The sequence below is a fragment of the Paenibacillus sp. TCA20 genome (assembly GCF_000732325.1).
Taxonomy (GTDB): domain Bacteria; phylum Bacillota; class Bacilli; order Paenibacillales; family Paenibacillaceae; genus Paenibacillus; species Paenibacillus urinalis.
In genome coordinates, this window is record NZ_BBIW01000013.1 from 13,811 (window position 1) to 38,759 (window position 24,949).

A 24,949-nucleotide genomic window follows, 5' to 3' on the forward strand; every position below is an offset into this window, starting at 1 on the left:
GATTATGGAAGATGAAAGTATGGAAGTTGCCATTAAGGTGCTGCTGGTCGATGACCATGAGATGGTGCGGATTGGGCTGGCGGCTGTGCTGGATACCGAGGATGGGATCGAGGTTGTTGGTGAAGCAGGGAGCGGAGAGGAAGGCATTCGTCTTGCTCAGGAGTACCATCCCGATGTCGTTCTGATGGATCTGGTGATGGAAGGAATGGATGGGATTGAAACGACCAAGCAGCTGTTAAAGATGCAGCCAGAATGCAAGGTTATCGTACTTACCAGCTATCTGGATGATGAGAAGATGTATCCCGTCATTGAAGCTGGAGCATTTAGCTACTTACTTAAAACTTCACGTGCTTCTGAGATTGCGGATGCGATCCGTGCTGCTGCGCGCGGTCAGTCTGTTCTGGAGTCTCAGGTAGCTTCCAAGATGATGAACCGCTTCCGTCAGCCGCAAGAGCAGGCCAAGGCGCATGAAGGCCTCACTGAACGTGAGATGGATGTTCTAAGACTGCTCGCACAAGGCAAATCGAATCAGGATATTGCGGACACACTGATTATCGGTATTAAAACGGTCAAGTTTCATGTGACGAATATTCTCGCGAAGCTGGGGGTAGATGATCGTACGCAAGCTGCGATTTATGCTTATAAGAATGGCCTGGCCGAGTGATAAGGAACAACTCTCAAATTCAAATTCATATAAACTGCGCATCACAATGTAAGGCCCCGAGACTCTGAATAGATGAGCCGGGGCCTTCTCTTACTTTATAGAAATATTAGATGAGGAAGAGCAAAGCGAGGAACGAGAGACCTAGTGCCCAATCATAGCCATAGCCGCCGTAAGGATAGAAGCCTTTAACTACGGCCTGCTTCTTTAGCTTTTTCTGTTTTTTCTTCGGCTGCTCTGCTTGTTTGCTCTCGAGTACACTCGATTTGTAAGCTCGGCAGGATCTGTATTTACTTTTGCGTTCATCAGTCAGAAAAATATGGGTTCCATTACAGCTGTGCAGTCTGCCTACGAACCGTCTGCCGTCTTTCATGACAGCACATACCATTTTACCGCAATGCTGGCCTATATTTTCCGGGGATAACGGACGTACAGGATACATAACATTCACCTCAATCGTAGATATTGTACTAGAGAGAATGAAGTTAAAGGTAGGGTTCTCCATTCTGTCTAACTTATATGTATTCTCTTAAAGTCGAACAGGTATAGACCTCTAACCAAGCCTTGTATGATAGATGAGCAATTATTTGAAATCTGGTTATAAGAATAAGAGAATACCTATACTAGTAGGAATTAAGGTCTTCTTAAGCATAGCTTCGGAAGTTCAGTTGTGCTAAAATGTCAGCAACATCCAGGAAGCTCTATAAGCAGTTCAAAAATAAAACTATCCGATAGGGAAAGAAGGAGCTATGGCGAACATTCAAAAGGTTGAAACAATGCAGGCATCGAGTGCGGTATTTTTCATTTTTGGAGCTACGGGCGATCTTGCCCGGCGCAAGCTTTTTCCTGCGATCTATAGTCTTTACCGGGAAGGTAAGCTGTCAGATCACTTCGCCGTGATCGGTCTGGCAAGACGTCAGCGTACACGTGAGGAGTTCAGAGAAGATGTGCTGTCCTCGATAAAAGAGTTTTGTCGTTATAAGCCAGGCGATGGAAAGCAAGAGGAATGGGACGAGTTTGCGCGGCATTTTGAATATAAGTCTTTAGATATTCATCAGGTCGATGGGTTTCGAGAGCTTAATGCCTTTACGGAGGAAGTGGAACATGAATTTTCCATTCCCGGCAATCGTCTCTTCTATCTGGCGCTGGCTCCCGAGCTGTTTGGAAACGTGTCTTCCCATCTTAAGGAAGGCGGGCTGCTTGAAAGTGCAGGCTGGCACAGGCTGATCATTGAGAAGCCCTTTGGCTATGACTTGGGCTCGGCAGAGCAGCTGAATGAGCAAATTCGTGAAGTGTTCCGTGAAGAAGAAATTTACCGGATCGATCATTATTTGGGCAAAGAAATGGTACAGAACATAGAGGTGATCCGTTTCGGCAATGCCTTTTTCGAGCCGTTATGGAATAACAAGCATATTTCCAATATTCAGATAACGCTGGGTGAGACCGTTGGAGTTGAAGAGCGCGGAGGATACTATGACCAGGCCGGCGCTCTTCGTGATATGGGACAAAACCATATGCTGCAAATGCTCACGATGATTGCCATGGAGCCGCCAAGCCGGCTTGTGCCCGAGGATATCCGGGATGAGAAGGTGAAGGTGCTTCGCTCTTTACGGCCATTTGTTTCAAGTGAGGATGTGAGCGCGAATGTCGTTCGTGGTCAATATACGGAAGGTGATGTGAAGGGTGTACATCTGCCCGGTTATCGCCAGGAGGATAAAGTAGATCCCGGTTCCAATACGGAAACGTATTTTGCGGCGAGGGTATTCGTCGATAACTTCCGGTGGGCCGGAGTGCCCTTCTATATCCGTACTGGTAAGCGACTGCCTGTGAAAACGACAGAGGTGGTTGTGGAGTTCAAATCCATGCCGAACAATGTGTACCTTGGCCAAAAATATAAGCTCGAGCCAAACCTCCTTGTCATCCGTGTAAATCCGATGGAGGGTATTTATATCAAGATCAATGCCAAGAAGCCAGGTACAGATTCGGAGATTGAGCCGCTTGCCATGGATTTTTGCCAGAGCTGTATGATTGGAATTAACTCCCCGGAGGCTTATGAACGGCTCATTCATGATGCCGCAGAAGGAGACTCCACCTATTTCACAAGATGGGATGAAGTTGCAACAGCCTGGTCCTTCGTAGACCGTATTGCAGCGGTATGGCAGGAACAGCCGGAGAGTCTGTCCTATTATCCTGCTGGCAGCTGGGGGCCGTCTGCAGCGGATAACCTGCTGGAGCAGGATGGACATCATTGGTGGCCGGTTAATGGACAGGATGAAGACAACGTCATCTGGATAAAGAACAATGAAGGATGAATAAACCGAGCTGGATAATTGAATTAGATTGTGATTCTTAATGATGCAAAGCAGGGACCCTTCTATAATCAGGAGGACTCTGCTTTTTTAGTGTGAGATAAAATATACAGGTAAAAATAAATAACAAATGTGGTATAATAGGAGAGTTGAGCCATTTAGATGGATAGGTTCCTTTTGCAAGATGACGACAGGAATGATTTTATATTTTGAAAAATAAAGTTTGATGAATATATGAGTATGAGAGGGATAAATGAACATGAGCAAAACCACGAATATTTTGCAGGAGGAGGTCGACAAACGCCGGACGTTTGCGATCATCTCTCACCCGGATGCCGGGAAGACGACGCTGACTGAGAAGCTGCTGTTATTTGGGGGCGCTATTCGCCTGGCAGGTACAGTAAAGGCTCGGAAGGCAAGCAAGCATGCGACAAGTGACTGGATGGAGATTGAGAAGCAGCGGGGGATCTCTGTAACGTCCTCTGTAATGCAGTTTGATTATTTGGGTCATCGTATCAATATTTTGGATACACCGGGTCACCAGGACTTCAGTGAGGATACTTATCGCACACTGACTGCCGCAGATAGTGCGGTCATGTTGATTGACGTGGCGAAGGGTGTCGAGGCACAAACGATTAAATTGTTCCAGGTATGTGCGAAGCGTGGAATACCGATCTTTACATTTATTAACAAGCTGGACCGTGAGGGACAAAGCCCGTTTGATCTAATGGAGGAGCTGGAGCGTGTTCTTGGTATTCGCTCGGTACCGATGAACTGGCCGATTGGTATGGGCCGGGAGCTCTGCGGTGTATATGACCGGATGAAAAATCAGGTGGAGCTGTTCCAAGGTGATGACCATTCCAAGATTAATGTGCAAAAAGTAGACAGCTATGAGGATCCGGTAATTCGTGAGATGGCTGGTGAATTCTTGCATGATCAATTAAAGCAGGAGCTTGAGCTTCTCGATGTAGCGGGTGATCCGTTTGATCTGGAGAAGGTGCTGAAGGGCGAGCTTACCCCTGTATTTTTCGGTAGTGCCGTCAATAATTTTGGTGTTCAGACCTTCCTGGAGAACTTCCTGGAGCTGGCGCCGAAGCCGGAACCGCGTAAGAGTACGGAAGGTGTAGTGGAGCCGACAAACGAGAAATTCAGCGGCTATGTCTTCAAGATTCAGGCGAATATGAACCCGGCACACCGCGACCGTGTCGCATTCCTGAGAATTGTATCGGGTAAATTTGAACGAGGCATGAGTGTGAAGCATGTTCGGGTAGGCAAGGAGATCAAGCTCTCTCAGCCTCAGCAGTTTCTGGCTCAGGACCGGGACATTGTACAAGAGGCCTATCCAGGCGACATTATCGGTCTGTTCGATCCGGGGATTTTCAGAATTGGAGATTCCTTAAGCCAAGGCAGTGAAGTGGTCTTTGACGAGCTTCCGACATTCTCACCGGAAATTTTCTCGAAGGTAACAGCCAAGAATGCCCTGAAGCACAAGCAGTATCAGAAGGGCATTGATCAGCTGACAGAGGAAGGTACAATTCAAGTATTCCGTACAGTGAGCTTCGATGAGACTATTCTTGGAGTTGTCGGGCAGCTTCAATTTGAAGTATTCGAGCATCGGATGAAAGCAGAATACGGTGTTGAAGTTCAGCTGCAGCGCATGTCGTATCAATTTGCACGCTGGATTATTGACGATAAGATCGATCCAAGCAAATTCCGGATTAACTCTACCCTTGTTAAAGATAAGAAGGACAATTATGTGGTCCTCTTTGAGAATGAATATGCGATGAGAACGGCAATTGAGAAGAATCCGACAGCTAAATTCCTGGAAACTGCACCGTAAGGCTTGTGCGAAATGTAGGGGCTTAGCATCACATACAAAAGAAATCCCTCCGTCCGAAAATGGGCGGGGGATTTTTTGCAGTTCAAGGCTATGGATGGATCGATTCTAGGTTAAAGGAACAGGCTTAACCTTCTTCAGATGCTCTTGCAGTACCTGAATCAGCTCATCCTGCTTTCCTTTCGGCAAATCCTTCCAGATCATTTCAAACAGGGTTCCGAGTCCCGGCAGAGCTGCTTCGGGTCCATCAACAGACCCCTCAATCATCTCTCTGATATCCTTATCCGGCTTACCATGTACCTTATGAACGATCGCTTGGCGCAAATCCAGTACGATAGACATGTGTTTGTCCCTCCAAAAGTAGTCTTTTCCTGCCTATATACTGTTCCCTGAGCAGAGCGTATAAATTCAAGTTTTCCATTCATTGTGCTATACTACTTAGGATGAATTGGTTGACAGTACTTATAATAATGAAGGGCTTGAATTCATCTCACATCTTTTATTGAGTAATGAAATGGATTCACCTATAGAATAATTTTTCTTATACCTAAGATGATATGGAGGTACCATATTATGGCCAAAAAACAATATGCCGTGATCGGTATGGGCCGCTTTGGATCGAGTGTTGCTTATGCACTTAGTGAAATGGGTTTTGACGTTCTGGCAATAGATCGGGACGAGCATAGAATACAGGACATATCCAATGTAGTGACACATGCCGTGTCCGCAGATTCAACGGATGAGGAAGCGCTTAGAGCGCTCGGGATTCGGAATTTTGATGTGGTGGTCGTTGCCATAGGTGAAGATATTCAGGCGAGCATATTAACGACACTGATCCTGAAGGATATGGGTATCCACTCTTTAATTGTGAAGGCCAAATCGGAGCTTCATGGCAAGGTATTGTCCAAGATTGGTGCAGATAAAGTCGTCTATCCGGAACGAGATATGGGAATGCGGGTTGCTCATCATCTGGCGTCGCCTAATATTTTGGATTATATTGAGCTGTCAGAGGAGTACAGTATTCTGGAAATGAAAGCTTCGTCGAACATTATTGGACAGAATTTGTTACAGCTCAACATCCGCGCTCGTTATGGCTGTAACGTCATTGCCATCCGCAAAGGAACAGAAATGAATATTTCACCAGATGCAAGTGATGAAATACAGCCTGAGGATGTGCTTATTATTGTGGGTCACAAAGATGATCTAACCAAGCTAGAGCTTGCCTATTCAAGATAAAGAAGGATTGAAGACATATGGAAATCGTTTCGGTACATAATCCGAGAGTGAAGGAATGGGCTCAGCTGCTCGATAAGAAGTATCGAACCCGGCAGAACAAATACATTATTGAAGGCATTCATTTGGTTCAAGAGGCGTTAAGCTATGATGCTGATATCGAATGTATTGCTTATGATATGGATAAAGGAATACCGGGAGAGCTGTCAGGTTATGCGGATTCGGAAGATCGTGCGGAGTGGATACCGGTGTCTGCTGCTGTCATTGAGAAGTGTACCGATATGGTGACGCCGCAGCCGGTGTTTGCCATCGTTAGAAAAGATGCGGCAGGGTTAAGTGAATTCTTAGACAAGAAGGACAGCTTGATTATTGTGCTGGATCGGCTTCAGGATCCGGGCAATGTCGGTACAATTATCCGCAGCGCAGATGCAGCTGGGGCAGACGGTGTGATCGTTGGTCGGGGGAGTGCAGATGTGTATAATCCCAAAACGATACGCTCCACGATGGGTTCATTTTTTCATCTGCCTGTCGTTGAAGCGGATCTGTCTGAAGTGCTTCCAAGAGCTAAAACAGAAGGGGTTACACTTGTCAGTACATCGCTGGCTGCCGACAGCTCCTGCTATGATTATGATTTTAGGGGAGCAAAATGGCTTGTCATTGGTAATGAAGGCAGCGGTGTCTCTGAGGAGGTAAGCCGTCTTGTGGATGATGCCATTATTATTCCAAGTCCCGGACAGGCAGAATCACTGAATGCGGCAATGGCTGCTACCATACTTATGTTCGAAGCGATGAGGCAGCGGCATTACTCCGCCTGATCGCGGACTGGTGAATTAAATAGACAAGAGACATCGAGATGGCAGCGAGACCTTTGGATCACAAAGGGGCGTTGCCATTTAATTTAGGAGAATACATATGAACTTAATAAGCCGGATTACAGATTATGACATTTTGGGTGAACGTTCAGCACTTCTGCATTCCGTGTCCCGGTATGGGGCTAGAGGGGTGCTCGTCGATGAGAATTCCAATATTGCGATGATGCATATGACCAAACGGAGGCTATACAAGCTGCCTGGCGGGGGAATCGAAGGGTCAGAGACGCCGGAAGAAGCCTTTTTGCGTGAAGTAGAGGAAGAGACAGGCTATCGGGCAAAAATTACGCATCCGCTCGGCCGCATTGAGGAACATAAGACTAGAAATCAGTTCCTGCAACTATCCTACTGCTTTATTGCCAAATCAGTTGAGGAGAACACCGTGAAGCTCACAGCCAAAGAGAAGCAGCTTGGGTTGACGGTGAACTGGATGACAATGGATGAAGCTCTTACAGCAATGGACAGATCGCTTAGGATTTGTCGGGAGTATTCGAGTAAATTTATGATCCTAAGAGATAAAACCATATTGGAGCGGGCCATTTCCGTTCTAAATATATAGTTTCAATTCTACCTTTTTAATGATTTATGAAATTGATTTGGTTAAGAAAATATTAATATTTTGTTAAAAATTGAGGTTTGAAACCATGGTATAATGCTCGCAAATCCAGTTAAAGGGGGTTAATTCAATTTCATAGCTTAAGGGAGTTATGGGATTGATACGGTTAAGAGTTTTAGTTATAGGATAATGGTTAATCCATAATATGGAACTCGTTAAATATTGGAAACGGCTATGGATGAGGAGAGACAAGATGATGAAATTGCGCAAACTGACGGCAATTCTATTAATACCTGCACTTATTTTGCTAAGTATGTATATAGCCCCCGCTGCTTCTGCGGATGCGGTAGAGGGAGATATTATTGTTATACTCGGTGAGGATTTGACTGCTGCACAGAAAGAACAGGTGCTAGCCGATCTGGATGCTCCTACAGATGCGATGACGATCCAGGTGACAAATGAAGAAGAACATAAATATCTGGGGAGTCATATGTCCAAGGCACAAATCGGAAGCAAGGCGCTCAGCTCGGCTAAAATCGTAATCGGCAAGCCTGGAAGCGGCGTGTCAGCGACCTCCAATCACATCAACTGGGTGACCAACGATATGTACCTTAATGCGATGATTACAGCAGGGGTTAAGGATGCCCATGTTAGCATTACCGCACCATTTGATGTATCCGGTACAGCTGCACTGACAGGGATTATTAAAGCATATGAAACAACGACAAATACGGAAATCCCGGAGGAGCAGAAGCAGGTTGCTAACGAGGAGATCGTAAAGACGGCACAATTATCCGATTCCATCGGTGCGGAAGAAACAACGACGCTGATGACGAACATCAAAGAAGAACTCGCCCAAAATCAGCCTGAGACGAGAGAAGAAATGCAGACGCTCATTATTAATATTGCAAACAATCTAAATATTACAATTCCCGAAGCTCAGCTGAACGGATTAGTGGATCTGTTTATGAACATGAAGGATGCGAATATTAACTGGAATGCAGTAGGGGATCAGCTGGAGCAAGCCAAACAGCAGTTCACTGATTTTATTGAGTCGGAGCAGGGACAAGGTATTCTGGCAGCGATTAAAGATTTTTTTGTAGGACTGATTGAAATTATTAAAGGCTGGTTCTCCTAATTGAATGGAATATTGTAAGAGAGCACTTCTTTCAGCGGATGGCTGCGAATCATATGCAGGCATCCGAGGAAGGGTGCGTTTTTTTATTTTGATCAAATATTATAAAACAAAGCAGCAGTTGAGCGTGTTGAATTAAATATGGGAAAGGGAAATCGACTTCTTAATAAATTTGCGCTCGAAAGGAAGATATAGGCTATGCGTAAAATGATCACCGGATGTGTTATCGCTGCTGTTCTTCTTCTCCTCACCTCTTGTTCAGATCATGCCGATAAGGAGAAGGAGTCAGAGGGAGTACATTATACGCAGCAGAACCACATTCCTGATAAGCAGCAGCAGGAGCAGCTGGAGGACTACGTCGCAACGCCTAATCAGGATACCGCTACTCAGCAGGAACTTACAGGCCAATCAAAGCCAGAGCTGCCTCATGCTCAGTTGACCAATAAGGTTGAACTGGAATATATCGAGTACGACAGAGATGTAGTGTCATATGAAGACTTAAACAAAAGACCTGAGCTTGAAGAATGGCAAACCGCTGAGGTCCTGGAATGGTATAACCGTATAGTACCCGATACACTGGAGCAGGCAGGTCAGATAGAGCTGGTGCCAACTGTCCAAATGGCCATTCAATTACCACGGAATAAGGAAGTCAAGATATTATACGCGATTACCTCTCCTGATAAGGTGTATCTGCAGCTGCGATCATCTGAAATAATAACGTACAGAACTGACGCAGAGGATATCAAGCTGCTTCTGGAGACGCTACTATTGGATGGACCTTATAAGCCCATTGAAGGTATAGAATATCGGATTCTAACTGAGGAGTATCTTGTAAATGATGATCCTGATAATCCTGAGATCAGTTTATTTTACCGGGAGTATAAAGTGTATAAGGACTATATGACAGGATCTACTCATGGGGTTAGTTTAGAACAAGTCGAAAATATGAGTGAGGCAAAAAAAGCGTTAGAAGGATTTGGCAGTCTAAAGCTTCCTCCAAATACAATCGTTAGCCCTAAAGTGCTGAAACAGTGGCAGGCAGAAGGATATTATCCTGTACAGGAATATTCAGAGGAGTCTGTGCGAGGACTGACTTATGATGATCTTCTTGAACGAGGCAAATAGCCGTTGAGTTATAGTAATGTGGATTATCGAAAGCTTGACTAGACAGCTTCAAAAGTTCGACTACAGAGCTTCAATTCAGATAAAGATAAAATGTAGATGGCATATAAAGATAACCCCCGTAACAGCTTACGGGGGTTATTGCTGCATAGATTCATCTTTATCTGAGTTAAGACTAGAGCCATTTCTTAGCCCATTGTCCGATTGAGCTCAAAGCACGTGCAAGCTCTGTCCCTTTGCGGGTAAGTGAATATTCAGTACGGACAGGTCGGTCAGCAATGACATTCCGAATGACAATGCCTTCTTCCTCGAGTTCTTTCATTCGTTCGTTCAGGACGCGCTTGCTTAAGTCCGGGATAACAGCATGTATTTCACTGAATCGCTTGGGCTCCTTCATTAAGGTGTGAACAATAGGCGCAACCCATTTCCGACCAATAATTTGATACGAACGCGAGACTTTCTCACACATCTGCATATGATTTGACGTCGATTGTTCATCCATTTTCAAGGCCCCCTTATGCACTTGATTATTAAAAGTAACTTCTATTGTACATGGAGTTATTCCAGAATGTGAAAAAACAGTTATTAGAATTATTTATAGAATACCATGGAAAGCGCTATCATAACAGAAAATTTTTATTGTTCACAGATTCGACATTTTTTGTTGACGAAAGGTGTCAGCTGGGTGTATGATAGTCACGTTAATTTAATTGGTTACAAATAATAACCAACATCGAACGGGAATTGTATTTTTTTGTAGGTAATACATGTGGTGTTGATTATGGAAATAAGTGCGAATTATCGTTGCGTAATTTTCACATGATAACTAGCGCACAATATAGAGTAGAGACACGGGAGGCATATCAGAATGGATTCAATGACTTTTGTCCTGTTCGGGGCTACTGGCGACTTAGCCAAGCGAAAAATTTACCCAGCACTATACAACCTGTATGTTGATCAAAAGATGCCATCATCATTTTCTGTTATTGGTCTAGGAAGAAGAGAAGTGTCCGATGCTGATTTCCAGGCAAGAGTTGAAGCTTCACTTCATACATTCTCTCGCCGTTCTCCTGAGGACGCGGCTAAGGTACGTGATTTTCTAGGCGCATTTCGTTATACATCGCTTAACAATACCAAGCTTGAAGATTATAAGAAACTGCTTGAAGTGGTTGAACAACGTGAGCAGGAGCTTGGCATTCCACAAAATCGGATGTTTTATTTGTCGGTTGCTCCAGAATTTTTCGAGCCTATTGCCGAGAATATCAAAGAAAGCGGGCTCGGTTCAGGCAGCGGCTGGAAACGGCTTATCATTGAGAAGCCATTCGGTCATGACTTGGTATCCGCAATACAGCTGAATGAGAAGCTAAACAGTACTTTTGCTGAGGAAGAGATTTATCGGATTGACCATTTCCTCGGTAAACCTATGGTTCAAAATCTCGAGGTACTAAGTGCAACAAACCCTGTCATGCATGCATTGTGGGGAAATCATTATATTTCGAATGTACAAATCACCGCAAGTGAAACCGTTGGAGTCGAAGAGCGGGCTGAATACTATGACCATACCGGAGCAGTAAGAGATATGTTCCAGAATCATATGCTGCAGCTGCTCATGATGATCTCACTTCACCTGCCGAAGAAATCTTCTCCTGATGAGGTTCGTGCGAAGAAGAGAAATACGGCACAGTCCTTGATTCCTCTGGAGGAAGAAGCACTCGATCAGCATATTGTAAGAGCACAATACCAAGCAGGTGATCTTCAAGGCAAACCTGTAGTTGGTTACCTGGACGAGCCTGGGATCGAGGCAACTTCCAAGAACGATACTTATTTCGCAGCAAGATTGTTCCTGGACGATCCATTCTGGACAGGGGTTCCTTTCTATGTTCGTACAGGTAAACGTCTGAGTGAAAAATCGACACGAATCGTGGTGGAGTTCAAGCAGCCGTTAAGTACAGGAACGTCGGAAGGCGAATCGGTATCTGCTAACTTGCTTACTATCGATATTGGACCGAAGGAAGGCATGCGCCTGACGCTTAATTCCAAGAGCCCGATGCATCATGATACGATTGAACCGATGGAGCTTAGCTTCAATTCCTCATATGACAACGTACCGGAAGCTTATGAGAACCTCATTTTTGATGCGCTTCGTAGTGATGCCACATTCTTCGCGCATTGGGATGAAGTAGAGCTGTCATGGAGATGGGTTGAACCGATTCTTAAAGCCTTTGCTGCAGATGAGGTACCACTTAACTATTATGCGGCGGGAACAGAAGGTCCAGCAGCAGCGGATGAACTGCTTGCACAGGACGGAAATCGCTGGCATTAATCATTGTTCTAAAACGTTATCCGGCTGAGCACAGCCGATGACATAGATTGGTTGTTGGACAAAAAACAGAGAAGATCTAGGAGGCAACATACATGAAGGTAGGACTTATTGGATTAGGAAAAATGGGATTAAACCTGGGGAAAAACTTGATTGATCATAAGCATGAAGTCGTGGCTTACGACTTAAACGCAGGTGCTGTCGGAGAAATGAAGGGATACGGTGCAGCAGGTGCTTCTTCTTACAAGGAAGTTATTGATCAGCTGGACTCTCCTCGCATTCTGTGGATCATGGTTCCACATGCTGTCGTTGATAGTGTTATCGCTGATCTTACCCCTCTGCTGGATAAAGGCGACATCGTAATCGAAGCAGGTAACTCGCACTACAAAGAATCGATTGCCCGCTATGACCAGCTTAAAGCGCACGGTGTTCATTTCATGGACGTAGGTACTTCTGGCGGTATGGAAGGCGCAAGAAACGGCGCTTGTTACATGATCGGCGGAGACGAAGAAGCATGGAGCATCGTTGAGCCTCTGTTCAAAGATACCTCTGTAGAGAACGGCTATCTGTATGCAGGTAAAGCAGGAAGTGGTCACTTCCTGAAAATGGTCCACAATGGTATCGAGTACGGTATGATGGCTTCCATCGGGGAAGGCTTCGAAGTGCTTGAGAAGAGCGACTATGATTTTGACTATGAAAAAGTAGCACGTGTATGGAACAACGGATCGGTTATCCGTTCCTGGCTGATGGAGCTTACAGAGCGTGCATTCTCCAAAGATTCGAACCTTGATGAAATTCGCGGAGTTATGCATTCTTCCGGTGAAGGTAAATGGACGGTTGAAACGGCATTTGATCTGCAAGCAGCTACACCGGTTATTGCTCTATCCCTTCTGATGCGTTACCGTTCCCTTGAGAACGACACGTTTACAGGTAAAGTCGTTGCTGCACTTCGTAATGAATTTGGCGGACATGCGGTAGAGAAGAAGTAAGACCGTAATTCCCTTCGGATAGGGATTTCCCAGAAAGGATCTCTGTTGATCCTTCATATACACGATGCACTTATTCTGAGAAGGAATTTCGCTTTTGAGCGAGGTTCCTTCTTTTTTGTTTTTTATGACCAGGCTTACAGCTTGATCTTCTTTTTTGGAGTCTGTCTGCATAAGGATAAATGGACACACCTCTCTTAAGGGAGGAATGCGAAGCATGGCATTCAAACGAGGAAGATGGCGTACACAGCGTCAAAAAACCGGGGGTCAGCGTAAAAAGTGGATTTTGATTGTACTGTTGGTGATTGTCATCGTGACCATCCAGTCTATTAGTTATGTGGAACGGAATTTGAAGCCGCCTATTATGCATCTGGCAAAAATCAGAGTGAAGCAGCTCGGGACAGAGGCCATTAACAAAGCGATTACGAGCCAAATCTCTGCCGCGGGTCCTTCGAACGAGCTGATTGATTGGAAGACGGATGCAGAGGGGAAAATCAGCGGATTCATGCTGAACTATAACGAGCATATGCGGATTACCTCAAATGCGTTGTCTGTCGTTCAGACCACTTTACAGGAGATGGAGACGATCGAGGATCACGTTCCTGTAGGGCAAGCGCTGGGCAGCCCGCTGCTATCCTCCTTCGGGCCTAAAGTGCCAATTCGGATCGAGCCGCAAGGTGCAGTTAAGGTTGACCTCAATACAAGGCAGCAAAATGCTGGTATTAATATGATACTGGTCGAGGTGTACATCCATATTGTGGCTGAGGTTGCTGTTGTCGTTCCGCTGGATATGGAACCGGAAGTGGTCGACACGGAAATTCCGATTTCTTATTTGTTAGTCGTAGGGGATGTACCGATGTATTATTACGACGGCAAGGGAAATCCAGTTGGAGAGAATGGAGCTAACGCACCAAGTATTGCAATCCCATCCCTCCCAGGCGGAACAGTGCCTAATACAGGAGTGACCACTCCAGACGCGGGCACGACTGTTCCTAGTGGAGAGGAAGAGAGTGAGCTGTACATGGAGGAGCCAGACTTTTCGCTTCCGACAGGTAATGAGTGAGTTGATCCAGTGAAAGAACTTGCAGTCATGCGAGTGATTTCTCATCCAATGAAAGAACTCGCAGAACAGAGTGGTCATCTACTCTTGATCTGCGAGTCGCTTTATTTTTTGCTGTTCTTCTTGGCTTTACGCGCCCGATACTCGTCATTTTCCCATTGTCTCAATAGCGGATAAGGGTCAAATGACCATTCAGTTAAGCCACTGTCACGATAAATACCATAGTGCAAATGAGGGGGGAATTTTCCCTGCGTACCCGGCTTGCCATATCCTGAGCTGCCCACCCATCCGATGGTTTGTCCTGGAGTGACAAGGCTGCCAACGTGAACCGATTTATCAAAGCCGGAGAGGTGTGCGTAATAGTGGTAATGATTATCCAGGTCTCTTATTCCGACACGCCAGCCTCCAAATGGGTTCCAGCCTTTGATCTCAATGACCCCATAGCATGTGCTTCGAACAGGGTATCCATGAGGCGCAAACAGGTCTGTTCCTTCATGGATTCTCCGGCCGCCCCAGCTCCGGCTCGTTCCCCAGGTGCTGCGATAGGAGTAACCATTGCCTAGCGGCAAAGGAAAAGCATGCTGAGCAAGATCCAATGTATCAAAATGCTTATAAATCTTTGCAAATTGCTGGATGCGCTGCACAGATCTCGAATTTTGATAATATTGCCACAAGGCAATACCTAGATCGTCTGAGGATAAACCATATTTGGATGTAATTCTTGCCATGCTGTAGAGGACATCATAATCATTGTTGGGATCGGCGATATTGTCACCAGTACCATCTAAGCCATATCCGCCGAATACCTCGATGGATAATGGATTTCGATCTAAAGAATCTGGATTTAAGATACCGGACCAGAGCTGAGGTTCAAAAAACACCCCGGTCAGCCGCTCTTCATGGGCGCGGTCCTTCGGATGTGCCTTCGTCATCGTACGCTCGTACTGATCAATGGCCGCCAAGTAATACCATGGAACACCGCTGACTGCACTGATTTGGTCGTACAGAATTTTGCGTTCCTTATAGATCTCTTCTTTAGCTAGAGGTTTCGTCTCTTCACTTTTTGCATACACATCGGTTACTGACGAAGCAAAGAGGGAAGCGGATATTATCAGTGTGACGCCGAGGTTCAACCATTTTTTCTTCTGAATCCGTATCAAAAAAGCCAATCCTCCTTTCTTCATATTTTTCATTGTATTTAGGTTCACACATCAGCATCGTTTTTATCCGTCTTTACAGAAAAAAGCTGGAGTTTAAGTCCTACAAATTATTTCGATTTGGAGCTTATTTCCACAAATCCATGTTATAATGTGTTCCATGCGAAAATTCCAACTTGATATAGAAAGAAGGGTCTCTTTTGGCGAATAAAGTAAAAGAACCAAAACCCGATTGGATCAAAATCAAGCTGACGACGGGAGATAATTATCAAGAGATTAAAGATATGATGCGTTCAAAGACGCTGCATACGGTATGTGAAGAAGCACGTTGTCCGAACATTTACGAATGCTGGGCTAATCGAACAGCAACTTTTATGATACTAGGAGACATTTGTACAAGAGCCTGCCGATTCTGTGCGGTTAATACAGGGCTGCCTACAGAGCTGGATTTGAAAGAGCCGGAGCGAGTAGCCGAAGCAGCAGAACAAATGAACCTGAAGCATTGTGTTGTCACCAGTGTGGCCAGAGATGATCTTGCTGACGGAGGAGCTTCCATCTTTGCAGAGACGATTCATGCCATTCGCCGAAAACTGCCTTTTTGCAGTGTAGAGGTATTAATTCCGGATTTTCTCGGAAACGAAGAGGCCTTAAAGATCGTGATGGACGCTAAGCCGGACATCCTTAATCACAACATGGAAACGGTCGAGCGCTTGTCTGACAAAGTTCGGGCAAAGGCCAAGTACAAGCGATCCCTTCAACTGCTTGAACGTGCCAAAAAAATGCAGCCTCATATTCCAACGAAGTCCAGCATTATGCTCGGCTTGGGGGAGACTTGGGAAGAAATACTGCAAACAATGGATGATTTGAGAAGCGTAGACTGTGATATTATGACGATCGGTCAGTATTTGCAGCCTTCGGACAAGCATTTGTATGTTGAAAGATACGTAACACCAGAAGAATTCTCCAGGCTCAAGGACGAAGGCCTCGCTCGTGGCTTCAGCCATGTTGAATCAGGGCCAATGGTCAGAAGTTCTTATCATGCGCATGAACAAGTTAAGTCTGCCGCGAATGCTAATAATGTAGTATGATAAGAGCAGGCCTGAACCTATGGGCGGTTTGGATAGAAAGGAAGGAAGACGGTTTTGATTCAGATTAGCGGGAAAACTTACGAAGTATTACAGGACTATCGAAATGGTTGGAATCCGGAAGCCTTTCGTGACCGGTATAGTGAAGTCCTGGAACGCTATGATTACATCATTGGGGATTGGGGCTACAATCAACTCCGGCTCAAAGGCTTCTACCGAGATAACCATCCAAAAGCGAACAAGGATACATCGATAGCGGGAATAGTTGATTATATTAACGAGTACTGCAACTTTGGGTGTGCTTATTTTGTGCTACAGAAACTTAAGGAACCTAAAGAATACAAAGAACACAAAGATAACAGCAGCAAGGAGCATAAAGAATCCAAGGCTGTGAAGGAAGCAAGAGAGTCCAAGGAAGCTGCAGAGCCTAAGGAAGCCACCGAAATTAAGGAATCCAAGAATTCTAAAGAAACCAAGGACAAAGAGAATATGGAAAAAATAAAAAGCAGCTCCTCATAAGGAGTTGCTTTTTATTTTAGTCCAAAAATGCAGTTCGAACCCGATCCCAGAACGGATATGGACGATATCGGGCAAAGCTGACCTTCTGGGTAGAAACCTGGCATTTTACAGAGATCAGATCGTCTACTGTTAAGTTCACATGGTCAATGGTCAGTAGCAGACGTTGAGATTTGCGAGAGAAGATGTCGCAATGATGATGCTTCGGTAGAACGATTGGCGAGCCTAATGTACGGTAGACCCGATTATTAATGGATGCAATCTCTGCAATCTGCATCGCTTCAATGGTCGGATGAACCATGGCGCCGCCGAGTGCTTTGTTGTACGCCGTACTTCCCGATGGGGTGGATACACAAATCCCGTCACCACGGAACATTTCAAATGTGACATCGTTAATATCGACCTGGGCAACCACGGTGCCGTCTACACCTTTTAACGTGAATTCATTAAGGGCGATCATAGAACTCACACCGGACTTGCGCCGAATCTCCAGATCAATGAGCGGATACTCGACGATACGAGGGGAACGGGCAGCATCCTTATTTCCTTCAGCCATAAGCTGTATGAGATCCTCAAGCTCGTCTGCTTTCCAATCTGCATAGAAGCCCAAATGGCCGGTATGAACGCCGACGAATGCGATATCAGGAATCCGGTCTGTGAAGGTGTGAAATGCTTGCAGCATGGTTCCATCTCCACCGATCGATATCACAATTTCCGGTGATTTGGCATCAAGAGTAAACCCATGCTCCTTGGCCAGTTTATGAAACTGCTGGGCTAAATCAATGGATAAAGAGTCTCCTCTGTCCTGAACATAATATCTCAAGATGAAAGCTCCTTTGTCATCAGTATAACTCGATGATATCCAATTTCAGGAGAGAAAACAATCAATATGCGTAAAGTTCTAGACATTACCTGAATCTTGAAGCGAGCCGCTGAAGGAGGATGCAGATCAAGGTCAGGACAAACAAGAAGAATATTATTACTAAGGTGAGTGCAATTTGATAAGGGACAGCCTGAAAGATGGCCGATGGGTATGGAAGGGAATGAAAGTGATCAGGCAACAGCATGAAGGATGATGTACTCTGATCAGGCATAACCAAGTCCCAGCAGACAAAGACAATCATCCCGGATAGCAATGCATGGACAAGTCGTGCCATCAAGAAAGGTGCATATCGTAACGGAGTTGGGTTAAGGATACTGACAACCTGCGCATGAACGGAGAGTCCTCCCCAAGATAATACACAGGCAGCAGCAGCCACTTTATACATTAAGGGTATGTCTGCAAGCGTTCCTGCATAACGAGCGCCGAGTGTAACTTCAAATAACCCGCCTACTAGGGCTTGGGAGATCTCTGGCGGCAGCCCGAGAGTCTTAAGCATCAGCTCCACTGTATGATACATGCCGGCCATCAGCCCTGCTTGAGTGAAGACCTCTAGTATAACGCAAAAAAAGACAACCAGGCCACCGACGACGGTAATTAGCTGCAAAGATGATTGTATCGCCTGCCTAAGCAATTCCCCCATCGTTCTACCGTCCTCGATACGTGCCTCATGCATTGCCTCAAAGGCAGCACGGAGTCGATGGGACTTAACATCGGATGAATCTGACTCAGCAGTCAAGTGCGAAGCTTTTTTTCCGTGAAACCGCATTAGCAAGCCTACGATCAGTCCAGCTCCATAATGTGCAATAGCCAGCATCACTGCCACGGCGGGAAGCTGAAAAAAACCGACGGATACGGCTCCGATCAGGAAGATGGGATCAGATGTTGTCGTAAAGGCAACCAGACGTTCGCCCTCATCCCGGGTAATCTGCTTCTTCTCCCACAGCTTGGCCGTCAATTTGGCTCCAATTGGATATCCTGAAGCATAGCTGATCGCAGCAACAAATCCTCCGGTACCGGGGATACGAAATACAGGTCTCATGAGTGGATGCAGGAGTGCGCCTGTAAAATGAACGATGCCAAGCCCAAGCAGCAGCTCAGAGATGACAAAGAACGGAAATAAGGAAGGAAAGAGAACGTCCCACCAGATGGAGAGACCGCGAACCCCTGCATTCCACACCGCTGTCGGATAAATCATCATGAATATGCATATAATGAGAAGGCCAAATACGATGCTTAGCGGAATAACTAGACGTTTCATGAGCATTAGTTCCTCCCGTAACTTCCGTTTCTCATCAATTGAGTCTAGTTAATATATGATCGTTATTGGACAAACAGGACAAAAAAATAAAGTAAGCGTTTCCAAATTAGCTGTAATTTAAAGTATTCTATGATAATATATATTTAATATAAGAAATAAGACTAAAGTCCTTTTTCAAATGTCGGATTTTCAACTTTTTTGAGGATGGAGTGATGTCATGATGGGAATTATAGCCGGTGTACTCGTCTGCGCTATCGTGTATGTGATGCGTGAAGCTCACACCCATCCGGGTGAAGAAGATTGGCGCAGCTATTAACTGAGGGGATGCGTCAAACAACGCTGCTAAGAGTTACTCGAGGTGTAATCTTTATAAGACAAGAGACCTATGAATGAAGAGGCTCTTGTCTTTTTTTGTCTCTAAGGCTAGGTAAATGAGGTATTGTATTTAGTTATGCGGAGTGAAATGCTAAAATAGCATCAAGCTGATTATAGAAAGAAGGCGCAATCGTTATGGATCCTAACAAAACGCTATATGAAAATCTAGGCGGAGAAAAGGGAGTTCGGGCTTTGGTCGAAGCATTTTATCCCAAGGTGCAGCAGAATGAATTGTTATCCCCTTTATTCCCTGAAGATATCCAGCCTGTTATGGAAAAGCAATATATGTTCCTAAGTCAATTCTTTGGAGGTCCGTCTCTGTATTCTGACGCTTTTGGTCATCCGATGATGAGGGCAAGGCATCTTCCTTTTCCTGTTACGGAAGAACGAGCTCAGGCCTGGCTCTCTTGTATGGCAGCAGCTCTGCAGGAGCAGGACTTGCCCGATTCTGTAAGGGAGTTTACTCTGAAACGTCTCTCAGGTCCGGCTTATCATTTCATTAATACCCCCTCACCATAAACAGGAATCAAAAAAAACGCCATCTCGGCGTTTTTTTGATGATACCAGCAGGCTTTGTGAGTACTTAGCCATATAATTGCAATGAACCCGAGCATTATTTACGAAGCGGCTGATCTGCCAGAAAATAATCCTGGTCATTATCGAGCAGTGTGACCCGATTATTGCAGCATGGGAAGACGAGAAGTTTCTTTTTGCCTTCGCGAATGTGAATCAGTTCTTTAGGTTTAAGCGGGAGCAGCACATTCTCTTGATCACAGAATGGACAGTACTGGACATAAATATCCCCCATCACGATATCATAAGGCCAGGTGTTCTCAAATGGAATCATGAAGTCGGCGAATCCTTCTCGTTGTTGGAAGAAGCCCCTGCTTGATTCTGCTCCTGCTTGGCTTCCTCTTTGGACAGCTCAGCCAGCTTCTGCATAAGAATGTGCTGAGGCATATGCATCAGCTGCTCGATGGGAATTCCTAGCTTCTTGGACAATGTGACTGCGGTATCGGCTGATATTTGTAAAGGTCTCATCAAGTTCCCTCCGGTAATAAACAATTTAATCAAAGTAGGTTGATCTAAATTCTGATATAGTATTAGTTATACACCTTGAATTAACGTACTTCAAACATGTTTTGTGTATTTTATTTTAATTTTTGAGAATGAGGTGGAGAAATAGTGAGTAACACACTTGCGCAAACCTGGAATTTGGAATCCGTTTTTAGCGGCGGCTCATCCTCAGCATCTTTTGCTGCTTATTTGAAGCAGCTGGATCAGGATATCACTGTTTTGGACAAGGCAATTAAAGAATATCAAGTGCCGAAGGCTATAGAGGATACATATGCTTTGGATTCTTTGCTTGACCAGCTTCAAGATGCAGCGGCGAGATTATATGAAGGCTCTTCATTTACCGCTTGTCTTGGAGCTCAGAATCAGGATGACAAGAAGGCCGTACAGCTAAGCGGTAAGATTGCTGCCTTATCCGCAAGACTGGCCGGAGTTCAGACGATGTTTGACAGCCTTTTTGAAAGAACGCCTGATGCCGTGTGGTCGGTATGGATGGAACGCCCTGAAATTCAGCCAATTTCGTTTGTGTTAAACGAGAGCAGATTAAAGGCCAAGGAAAAGATGTCTCCCGAATTAGAGAATCTTGCACTGGATCTTGCCGTTGATGGTTACCACGGCTGGGGAGAATTCTATGATACGATTGTAAGCAAAGTTCGGGTTCCATTTGAAGAGAATGGAGAAACCGTATATCTATCTGCTGGCCAAGCAGCTAACAAATTGCATGACCCAGACCCGAATGTGCGGGAGAAGCTGCTGCAGGACTGGGAGAAGGCGTGGAGCGATGCGGCAGATTACTGTGCGGATACGCTGAATCACCTGGCTGGATTCCGTCTCAAATTGTATGAAAGACGCGGCTGGGATTCAGTACTGAAGGAGCCTTTGAGCATCAACCGCATGTCACAGGACACACTCGATGCGATGTGGAACGTGATTACACGGGCTAAACCGACACTAGTGAAGTTTCTGGAACGCAAGGCTCAGCTCCTGGGGGTCGAGAAGCTGTCTTGGGCAGATGTGGATGCTCCGATAAGCTCCGCTACTGAGAAGATATCGTATGATGCTGCTGCTGCGAATATTGTGAATCAGTTCCGCAAATTCAGTCCAAGGATGGCAGAGTTTGCTCAGCATGCCTTTGATCATCAGTGGATAGAGGCAGAGGACAGACCAGGCAAGCGGCCAGGCGGCTTCTGTACAGGACTTCCTGTGAGCAAGGAAACCCGCATTTTTATGACTTATGCAGGAACAGCCTCCAATGTTTCCACTTTGGCTCATGAGCTGGGGCATGGGTATCATCAGCATGTGATGGACGATATGGAGATCTTGAATCAAAATTATGCCATGAACGTTGCAGAGACAGCGTCAACCTTTGCAGAACTCATCGTGTCCGATGCACTGATCAAAGAGGCGAAGGATGAAGAGGCTCAAATAGCATTGCTTGAAGAGAAGATACAGAATTCAATTGCTTTCTTCATGAATATCCATGCCCGCTTCTTGTTCGAAACGCGCTTCTACGAGAAACGGAAAGAAGGACTTCTTAGCAGCAGTGATTTGTCCGAACTCATGGAGGAAGCTCAGCGCGAAGCGTATTGTGACGCACTGGGGACGTATCACCCAACTTTTTGGGCATCCAAATTACATTTCTATATTACCGATGTGCCATTTTATAATTTTCCATATACTTTTGGATACATGTTCAGTATGGGGATTTACGCACAAGCGCAAAAAGAGGGCAGTGATTTTGCTGAGAAGTATGACGCGTTGCTGCGGGATACGGGCCGCATGACGGTAGAGGAGCTTGCTGAAAAGCATCTGGGTACAGATGTAACTAAACCTGCTTTCTGGCAAGGTGCTGCTGATCTCTGTATAGCTGATATTGAGCAATTTTTGCGTATGACACAGCATCGAGTTTAATGGAAGTTTGAAGAAGTTCAAGTTATTACTTATGAGTAGGACCTCGACAATTTATGTTGAGGTCTTTTTTTTATATTTGGATGAAAAAATTCTGAATTATATGTCGAATATTGAAGAGGGTCGACTGGATATTACCCGATTCGATAGGTATAAACGCAAAAATTAGTATATTATTCCTAATTTACTATTCATTTGTTGTATTAAGGAAAATATTGTAATATACTGAGTCACAAGCCCTATATAAAATAGGTCTAATATGCTAAGGAGGTAACATATGGTCTCACTAGATCAACTATCACTGCCTAGACAGCTGGATATGGTATTTAAGGAGCTTGATGAAGAGCTGAAAGGAATGGATTCTGGAATTGTATTTGTGCAAATACGGAATAATGTGATTGGTAAATTCGGTATTAAGCATTATCCGGTTCAGTTGCGCAGCGAGATCCATCCTGCGACCGGATTGACGGAGATGCAGCGCGTTTCTTTTCGACAGATGGCCCTGGAAACCTTGAAGCTGAAGAGACACTGGACACATGGAGAAATTACCTATGATTTTGGAGTTCGACAAGGAATGATTGTAGTAGACGCCACGCTTGAGTCCAATTACAATTTAGCAAGCTTGATGATTCGCTATCCACGAAATACATATCAAGAGAAGACTTCTGGTTAATGCAGGAAGTGTAAGAAGAATGAATAGATTAGAACCAGAAGAAACTTGAATTACAACGAAACAAAGCGGCCCTCTGGTTAGAAGACCGCTTTGTCTATCTGCCATAGATCTCTTCTTACACGAACAACACTTTTCAGTGCATAATCATGCAGAACAGCTTAGGCTAGATTTATGAGGAAAATTGCATCATTATTGACGACCAGCCAATTGCTGTTCAGCCAATTGAACAAGACGTTTTGTGATGTAACCTCCAAGAGAACCAGTCTCACGGGAAGTGTAGTTACCGTAGTAACCATCTTGTGGAATAGTTACACCAAGCTCTTGTGCAGCTTCCATCTTCAATTGTTGAAGAGCTGCAGTTGCTTGAGGAACGACAAGGTTGTTAGAAGATCTTCCATTTGCCATGTGTTGTCACCTCCTTTGTGCTTTGTGAGTTTAGTATGGTTTCAAAGAGATAAAATATACTCAAAATAGGATAAGGTAACAAGTGGAAAATTCGAGCACTCTCAACAGCAGTCACAAGAGTGATGAGGAACTAGGATTTAGATCGTTCAACAACAAAAAAGCAGCTGAAGCATATGTCAGCTGCTAGTGCGTATTCAGATCATCTATTTTGCGTGTTCAGGCTGTATTATTTCAATTGCGGTATGAAGTGAGACCGACTCTCCAGGCTCTATATGAATCAAGCCGGTAAATTCCGTATCCTTGTTCAGATTAGGGGCGTCTGGAAGCCAGGTGTAGGGCTCAATACATAAATAATCACTGGCTTCGCCTTTGGTAAACAATACCCAATGCTTAAAGGAATCCTTGCTGGCTGTATATTTAATCGTATATCCATCATTACGCTGCAGAACAGCAGTATCCTGCTCCATATTTGATCTGTAGATGGTGTCAAGATTTTGACCTGCAAGACTGATGCCTTCAGGAAGCTCTGCCTGAGCATCTAAACTGGCTAATTCACCTGTGGGTAGCTGTTCTTCATTCAGCGTATATATGCCTGTAACAGGTAAAGATATATTCCATCGTTCCGGTTCACCATCAAGCAGGAACCAGGTATGGTAGCCCATTCCAAAAGGAACAGCATGGCTGCCAAGATGAGTAATACGAAGCTGCTGTGTCAGAATGGACCCCTGTAAACGAAATGTCATCTCCAGCTTGAGCGGTACAGGAAAATGCTTCATCCACTGCTCATCTTCTTGAGTCTTGAATTCAGTTGTGACGGTGCATCCTTCTTCGTCTTCTTCAATATCACTGACGCACCACGGCTGTGTGCGGTGTAATCCATGAATATGATTGGAATGGTTGGAGTTTTGAGCGAATTGGTATTCGTGGCCCGCATACTCAAAGTGACCTCGGCAGATACGCCCTGGAGGAATCAGCATCGGAACGCCAAAATGGTAAGGTTTCTGAAGATAGAAAGCGAGATCCTGTTCATCTGGTCTTCGAACAACTTCTCGATTCTGAGCTCGATCATAGATGGATATAATATTGTTACCGAGGCGGGGCAGCAGGGTGACTTCAAGATCACGGCTGTTTAAGGTATAAGTATCATAGCCGTTCCAAAGTCCTTTGGTCACTTGTTTCATTTTATTAACTCCTTTTCCCACAAAAAATCAAAATACAACTTAAGTACAATTCGTAAGAACAAACTTAAGACTATCATATCAGATAATCAAGCCGGGCTGTGAAGAAGGATCTGTCATTTCCGAATGAAAATAATGTAATCTTTGGGAAATGGAAAGTGACGTTTGACAATCAGAGCAATAGATGCTTATGATATAGCAAAGCTCAATTGTAAGATGAAGAGCGCCAGATCATACGAATTAAAGCGATGATGAGGATAAGTAAGCTTAGCATTAGCAAGTACAGAAAGCCGGTGGTGGATGCGAACCGGTATTGCATGCTTTGTCTGAATGGCCCTCAGAGCTCCCA

General features: G+C 44.9%; 26 protein-coding genes and 1 other annotated feature (1 of these 27 only partly in view). Of the genes, 16 read left to right on the plus strand and 10 right to left on the minus strand.

Features of this window, described 5'->3' with window-relative positions:
* Positions 1-19 precede the first annotated feature (19 nt).
* Positions 20-664 carry a response regulator transcription factor gene (locus TCA2_RS20700; RefSeq protein WP_047913634.1) on the plus strand — a complete coding sequence of 215 codons (645 nt, stop codon included), beginning with the start codon at positions 20-22 and terminating at the stop codon, positions 662-664.
* 106 nt (positions 665-770) lie between these two features.
* Here TCA2_RS20700 and TCA2_RS20705 read toward each other — a convergent pair whose 3' ends face one another.
* Positions 771-1,103, minus strand: a complete 333-nt coding sequence (locus TCA2_RS20705; RefSeq protein WP_047913510.1) for a hypothetical protein — start codon at positions 1,101-1,103, stop codon at positions 771-773.
* A 307-nt stretch (positions 1,104-1,410) separates the two neighbouring features.
* Between TCA2_RS20705 and zwf (TCA2_RS20710) the strand changes: the two genes are divergently transcribed.
* On the plus strand, positions 1,411-2,973 hold the full coding sequence (gene zwf / locus TCA2_RS20710; protein ID WP_047913511.1) for a glucose-6-phosphate dehydrogenase: 1,563 nt from the start codon (positions 1,411-1,413) through the stop codon (positions 2,971-2,973).
* A gap of 256 nt (positions 2,974-3,229) precedes the next feature.
* A complete protein-coding gene (locus TCA2_RS20715; protein ID WP_047913512.1) occupies positions 3,230-4,810 on the plus strand; it encodes a peptide chain release factor 3 in 1,581 nt (526 codons plus the stop codon).
* A 105-nt stretch (positions 4,811-4,915) separates the two neighbouring features.
* On the opposite strand, the gene sspI is transcribed toward TCA2_RS20715, so the two are convergent.
* Positions 4,916-5,149, minus strand: coding sequence for a small acid-soluble spore protein SspI (gene sspI / locus TCA2_RS20720; protein ID WP_047913513.1), 234 nt, complete (start codon positions 5,147-5,149; stop codon positions 4,916-4,918).
* A 231-nt stretch (positions 5,150-5,380) separates the two neighbouring features.
* On the opposite strand from sspI, the gene TCA2_RS20725 reads away from it, so the two are divergent.
* From TCA2_RS20725 to TCA2_RS20745, 5 genes are all read left to right on the plus strand, one after another.
* Positions 5,381-6,043 (plus strand): TrkA family potassium uptake protein, encoded by a 663-nt coding sequence (locus tag TCA2_RS20725; protein ID WP_047913514.1) that lies wholly within the window; start codon positions 5,381-5,383, stop codon positions 6,041-6,043.
* Positions 6,044-6,060: 17 nt separating this feature from the next.
* Entirely contained in the window at positions 6,061-6,855 is a 795-nt protein-coding gene (locus TCA2_RS20730) for an RNA methyltransferase (RefSeq protein ID WP_047913515.1), read from the plus strand.
* Positions 6,856-6,952: 97 nt separating this feature from the next.
* Positions 6,953-7,468, plus strand: a complete 516-nt coding sequence (locus TCA2_RS20735) for an NUDIX hydrolase (protein ID WP_047913516.1) — start codon at positions 6,953-6,955, stop codon at positions 7,466-7,468.
* Between the two features lie 250 nt (positions 7,469-7,718).
* Positions 7,719-8,603 carry a DUF1002 domain-containing protein gene (locus tag TCA2_RS20740; protein ID WP_338000035.1) on the plus strand — a complete coding sequence of 295 codons (885 nt, stop codon included), beginning with the start codon at positions 7,719-7,721 and terminating at the stop codon, positions 8,601-8,603.
* Between the two features lie 195 nt (positions 8,604-8,798).
* On the plus strand, positions 8,799-9,725 hold the full coding sequence (locus TCA2_RS20745; protein WP_047913517.1) for a hypothetical protein: 927 nt from the start codon (positions 8,799-8,801) through the stop codon (positions 9,723-9,725).
* 172 nt (positions 9,726-9,897) lie between these two features.
* Here the strand turns inward: TCA2_RS20745 and TCA2_RS20750 are convergent, their stop codons facing one another.
* Positions 9,898-10,224 (minus strand): helix-turn-helix domain-containing protein, encoded by a 327-nt coding sequence (locus TCA2_RS20750; protein WP_047913518.1) that lies wholly within the window; start codon positions 10,222-10,224, stop codon positions 9,898-9,900.
* Between the two features lie 366 nt (positions 10,225-10,590).
* Here TCA2_RS20750 and zwf (TCA2_RS20755) point away from each other — a divergent pair, with 366 nt between their 5' ends.
* The 3 genes from zwf (TCA2_RS20755) to yunB all read left to right on the plus strand — a co-directional run bounded on the left by zwf (TCA2_RS20755) (position 10,591) and on the right by yunB (position 14,091).
* Positions 10,591-12,045: a glucose-6-phosphate dehydrogenase gene (zwf, locus tag TCA2_RS20755; RefSeq protein ID WP_047913519.1), complete on the plus strand. Its 1,455-nt coding sequence runs from the start codon at positions 10,591-10,593 to the stop codon at positions 12,043-12,045.
* A gap of 92 nt (positions 12,046-12,137) precedes the next feature.
* Positions 12,138-13,031 (plus strand): phosphogluconate dehydrogenase (NAD(+)-dependent, decarboxylating), encoded by an 894-nt coding sequence (gnd, locus tag TCA2_RS20760; protein WP_047913520.1) that lies wholly within the window; start codon positions 12,138-12,140, stop codon positions 13,029-13,031.
* A 214-nt stretch (positions 13,032-13,245) separates the two neighbouring features.
* On the plus strand, positions 13,246-14,091 hold the full coding sequence (gene yunB, locus TCA2_RS20765) for a sporulation protein YunB (RefSeq protein ID WP_047913521.1): 846 nt from the start codon (positions 13,246-13,248) through the stop codon (positions 14,089-14,091).
* Positions 14,092-14,192: 101 nt separating this feature from the next.
* On the opposite strand, the gene TCA2_RS20770 is transcribed toward yunB, so the two are convergent.
* Complete coding sequence (locus tag TCA2_RS20770; RefSeq protein WP_238546468.1) at positions 14,193-15,248, minus strand: M23 family metallopeptidase; 1,056 nt, start codon at positions 15,246-15,248, stop codon at positions 14,193-14,195.
* A gap of 197 nt (positions 15,249-15,445) precedes the next feature.
* Between TCA2_RS20770 and lipA the strand changes: the two genes are divergently transcribed.
* Complete coding sequence (gene lipA / locus TCA2_RS20775; protein WP_047913522.1) at positions 15,446-16,333, plus strand: lipoyl synthase; 888 nt, start codon at positions 15,446-15,448, stop codon at positions 16,331-16,333.
* 54 nt (positions 16,334-16,387) lie between these two features.
* On the plus strand, positions 16,388-16,849 hold the full coding sequence (locus TCA2_RS20780) for a YutD family protein (RefSeq protein WP_047913523.1): 462 nt from the start codon (positions 16,388-16,390) through the stop codon (positions 16,847-16,849).
* A gap of 16 nt (positions 16,850-16,865) precedes the next feature.
* On the opposite strand, the gene TCA2_RS20785 is transcribed toward TCA2_RS20780, so the two are convergent.
* A complete protein-coding gene (locus tag TCA2_RS20785; RefSeq protein ID WP_047913524.1) occupies positions 16,866-17,669 on the minus strand; it encodes an NAD kinase in 804 nt (267 codons plus the stop codon).
* 85 nt (positions 17,670-17,754) lie between these two features.
* The gene (gene ylbJ, locus TCA2_RS20790) at positions 17,755-18,993 is read right to left on the minus strand and encodes a sporulation integral membrane protein YlbJ (protein ID WP_047913525.1); all 1,239 of its coding nucleotides are present in this window, start codon (positions 18,991-18,993) and stop codon (positions 17,755-17,757) included.
* A gap of 504 nt (positions 18,994-19,497) precedes the next feature.
* On the opposite strand from ylbJ, the gene TCA2_RS20795 reads away from it, so the two are divergent.
* Positions 19,498-19,881, plus strand: coding sequence for a globin (locus TCA2_RS20795; RefSeq protein ID WP_047913526.1), 384 nt, complete (start codon positions 19,498-19,500; stop codon positions 19,879-19,881).
* A gap of 94 nt (positions 19,882-19,975) precedes the next feature.
* Here the strand turns inward: TCA2_RS20795 and TCA2_RS20800 are convergent, their stop codons facing one another.
* Both TCA2_RS20800 and TCA2_RS20805 read right to left on the minus strand, forming a co-directional pair.
* The gene (locus TCA2_RS20800; RefSeq protein ID WP_047913527.1) at positions 19,976-20,209 is read right to left on the minus strand and encodes a hypothetical protein; all 234 of its coding nucleotides are present in this window, start codon (positions 20,207-20,209) and stop codon (positions 19,976-19,978) included.
* On the minus strand, positions 20,206-20,403 hold the full coding sequence (locus TCA2_RS20805; RefSeq protein WP_047913528.1) for a YycC family protein: 198 nt from the start codon (positions 20,401-20,403) through the stop codon (positions 20,206-20,208). The genes TCA2_RS20800 and TCA2_RS20805 overlap by 4 nt, the downstream gene beginning before the upstream one ends.
* A 144-nt stretch (positions 20,404-20,547) precedes the next feature.
* On the opposite strand from TCA2_RS20805, the gene TCA2_RS20810 reads away from it, so the two are divergent.
* Together TCA2_RS20810 and TCA2_RS20815 are read left to right on the plus strand one after the other, a co-directional pair.
* Complete coding sequence (locus tag TCA2_RS20810) at positions 20,548-22,347, plus strand: M3 family oligoendopeptidase (RefSeq protein WP_047913529.1); 1,800 nt, start codon at positions 20,548-20,550, stop codon at positions 22,345-22,347.
* 274 nt (positions 22,348-22,621) lie between these two features.
* Positions 22,622-23,017, plus strand: a complete 396-nt coding sequence (locus tag TCA2_RS20815) for a hypothetical protein (RefSeq protein WP_047913530.1) — start codon at positions 22,622-22,624, stop codon at positions 23,015-23,017.
* Between the two features lie 189 nt (positions 23,018-23,206).
* On the opposite strand, the gene TCA2_RS20820 is transcribed toward TCA2_RS20815, so the two are convergent.
* Together TCA2_RS20820 and TCA2_RS20825 are read right to left on the minus strand one after the other, a co-directional pair.
* Entirely contained in the window at positions 23,207-23,422 is a 216-nt protein-coding gene (locus tag TCA2_RS20820) for an alpha/beta-type small acid-soluble spore protein (RefSeq protein ID WP_047913531.1), read from the minus strand.
* Between the two features lie 203 nt (positions 23,423-23,625).
* The gene (locus TCA2_RS20825; RefSeq protein WP_047913532.1) at positions 23,626-24,603 is read right to left on the minus strand and encodes an aldose 1-epimerase; all 978 of its coding nucleotides are present in this window, start codon (positions 24,601-24,603) and stop codon (positions 23,626-23,628) included.
* Between the two features lie 236 nt (positions 24,604-24,839).
* Positions 24,840-24,949, plus strand: a binding site (T-box leader) (it continues 120 nt past the right edge of the window).

What these genes read in the sequence shown, in the direction of transcription:
- TCA2_RS20700 (WP_047913634.1), top strand. Translation starts at nt 20, where the DNA reads ATGGAAGTTGCCATTAAGGTGCTGCTGGTCGATGACCATGAGATGGTG.
- TCA2_RS20705 (WP_047913510.1), bottom strand. Translation starts at nt 1,103, where the DNA reads ATGTATCCTGTACGTCCGTTATCCCCGGAAAATATAGGCCAGCATTGC.
- zwf (WP_047913511.1), top strand. Translation starts at nt 1,411, where the DNA reads ATGGCGAACATTCAAAAGGTTGAAACAATGCAGGCATCGAGTGCGGTA.
- TCA2_RS20715 (WP_047913512.1), top strand. Translation starts at nt 3,230, where the DNA reads ATGAGCAAAACCACGAATATTTTGCAGGAGGAGGTCGACAAACGCCGG.
- sspI (WP_047913513.1), bottom strand. Translation starts at nt 5,149, where the DNA reads ATGTCTATCGTACTGGATTTGCGCCAAGCGATCGTTCATAAGGTACAT.
- TCA2_RS20725 (WP_047913514.1), top strand. Translation starts at nt 5,381, where the DNA reads ATGGCCAAAAAACAATATGCCGTGATCGGTATGGGCCGCTTTGGATCG.
- TCA2_RS20730 (WP_047913515.1), top strand. Translation starts at nt 6,061, where the DNA reads ATGGAAATCGTTTCGGTACATAATCCGAGAGTGAAGGAATGGGCTCAG.
- TCA2_RS20735 (WP_047913516.1), top strand. Translation starts at nt 6,953, where the DNA reads ATGAACTTAATAAGCCGGATTACAGATTATGACATTTTGGGTGAACGT.
- TCA2_RS20740 (WP_338000035.1), top strand. Translation starts at nt 7,719, where the DNA reads ATGATGAAATTGCGCAAACTGACGGCAATTCTATTAATACCTGCACTT.
- TCA2_RS20745 (WP_047913517.1), top strand. Translation starts at nt 8,799, where the DNA reads ATGCGTAAAATGATCACCGGATGTGTTATCGCTGCTGTTCTTCTTCTC.
- TCA2_RS20750 (WP_047913518.1), bottom strand. Translation starts at nt 10,224, where the DNA reads ATGGATGAACAATCGACGTCAAATCATATGCAGATGTGTGAGAAAGTC.
- zwf (WP_047913519.1), top strand. Translation starts at nt 10,591, where the DNA reads ATGGATTCAATGACTTTTGTCCTGTTCGGGGCTACTGGCGACTTAGCC.
- gnd (WP_047913520.1), top strand. Translation starts at nt 12,138, where the DNA reads ATGAAGGTAGGACTTATTGGATTAGGAAAAATGGGATTAAACCTGGGG.
- yunB (WP_047913521.1), top strand. Translation starts at nt 13,246, where the DNA reads ATGGCATTCAAACGAGGAAGATGGCGTACACAGCGTCAAAAAACCGGG.
- ylbJ (WP_047913525.1), bottom strand. Translation starts at nt 18,993, where the DNA reads ATGCTCATGAAACGTCTAGTTATTCCGCTAAGCATCGTATTTGGCCTT.
- TCA2_RS20795 (WP_047913526.1), top strand. Translation starts at nt 19,498, where the DNA reads ATGGATCCTAACAAAACGCTATATGAAAATCTAGGCGGAGAAAAGGGA.
- TCA2_RS20800 (WP_047913527.1), bottom strand. Translation starts at nt 20,209, where the DNA reads ATGATTCCATTTGAGAACACCTGGCCTTATGATATCGTGATGGGGGAT.
- TCA2_RS20805 (WP_047913528.1), bottom strand. Translation starts at nt 20,403, where the DNA reads ATGAGACCTTTACAAATATCAGCCGATACCGCAGTCACATTGTCCAAG.
- TCA2_RS20815 (WP_047913530.1), top strand. Translation starts at nt 22,622, where the DNA reads ATGGTCTCACTAGATCAACTATCACTGCCTAGACAGCTGGATATGGTA.
- TCA2_RS20820 (WP_047913531.1), bottom strand. Translation starts at nt 23,422, where the DNA reads ATGGCAAATGGAAGATCTTCTAACAACCTTGTCGTTCCTCAAGCAACT.
- TCA2_RS20825 (WP_047913532.1), bottom strand. Translation starts at nt 24,603, where the DNA reads ATGAAACAAGTGACCAAAGGACTTTGGAACGGCTATGATACTTATACC.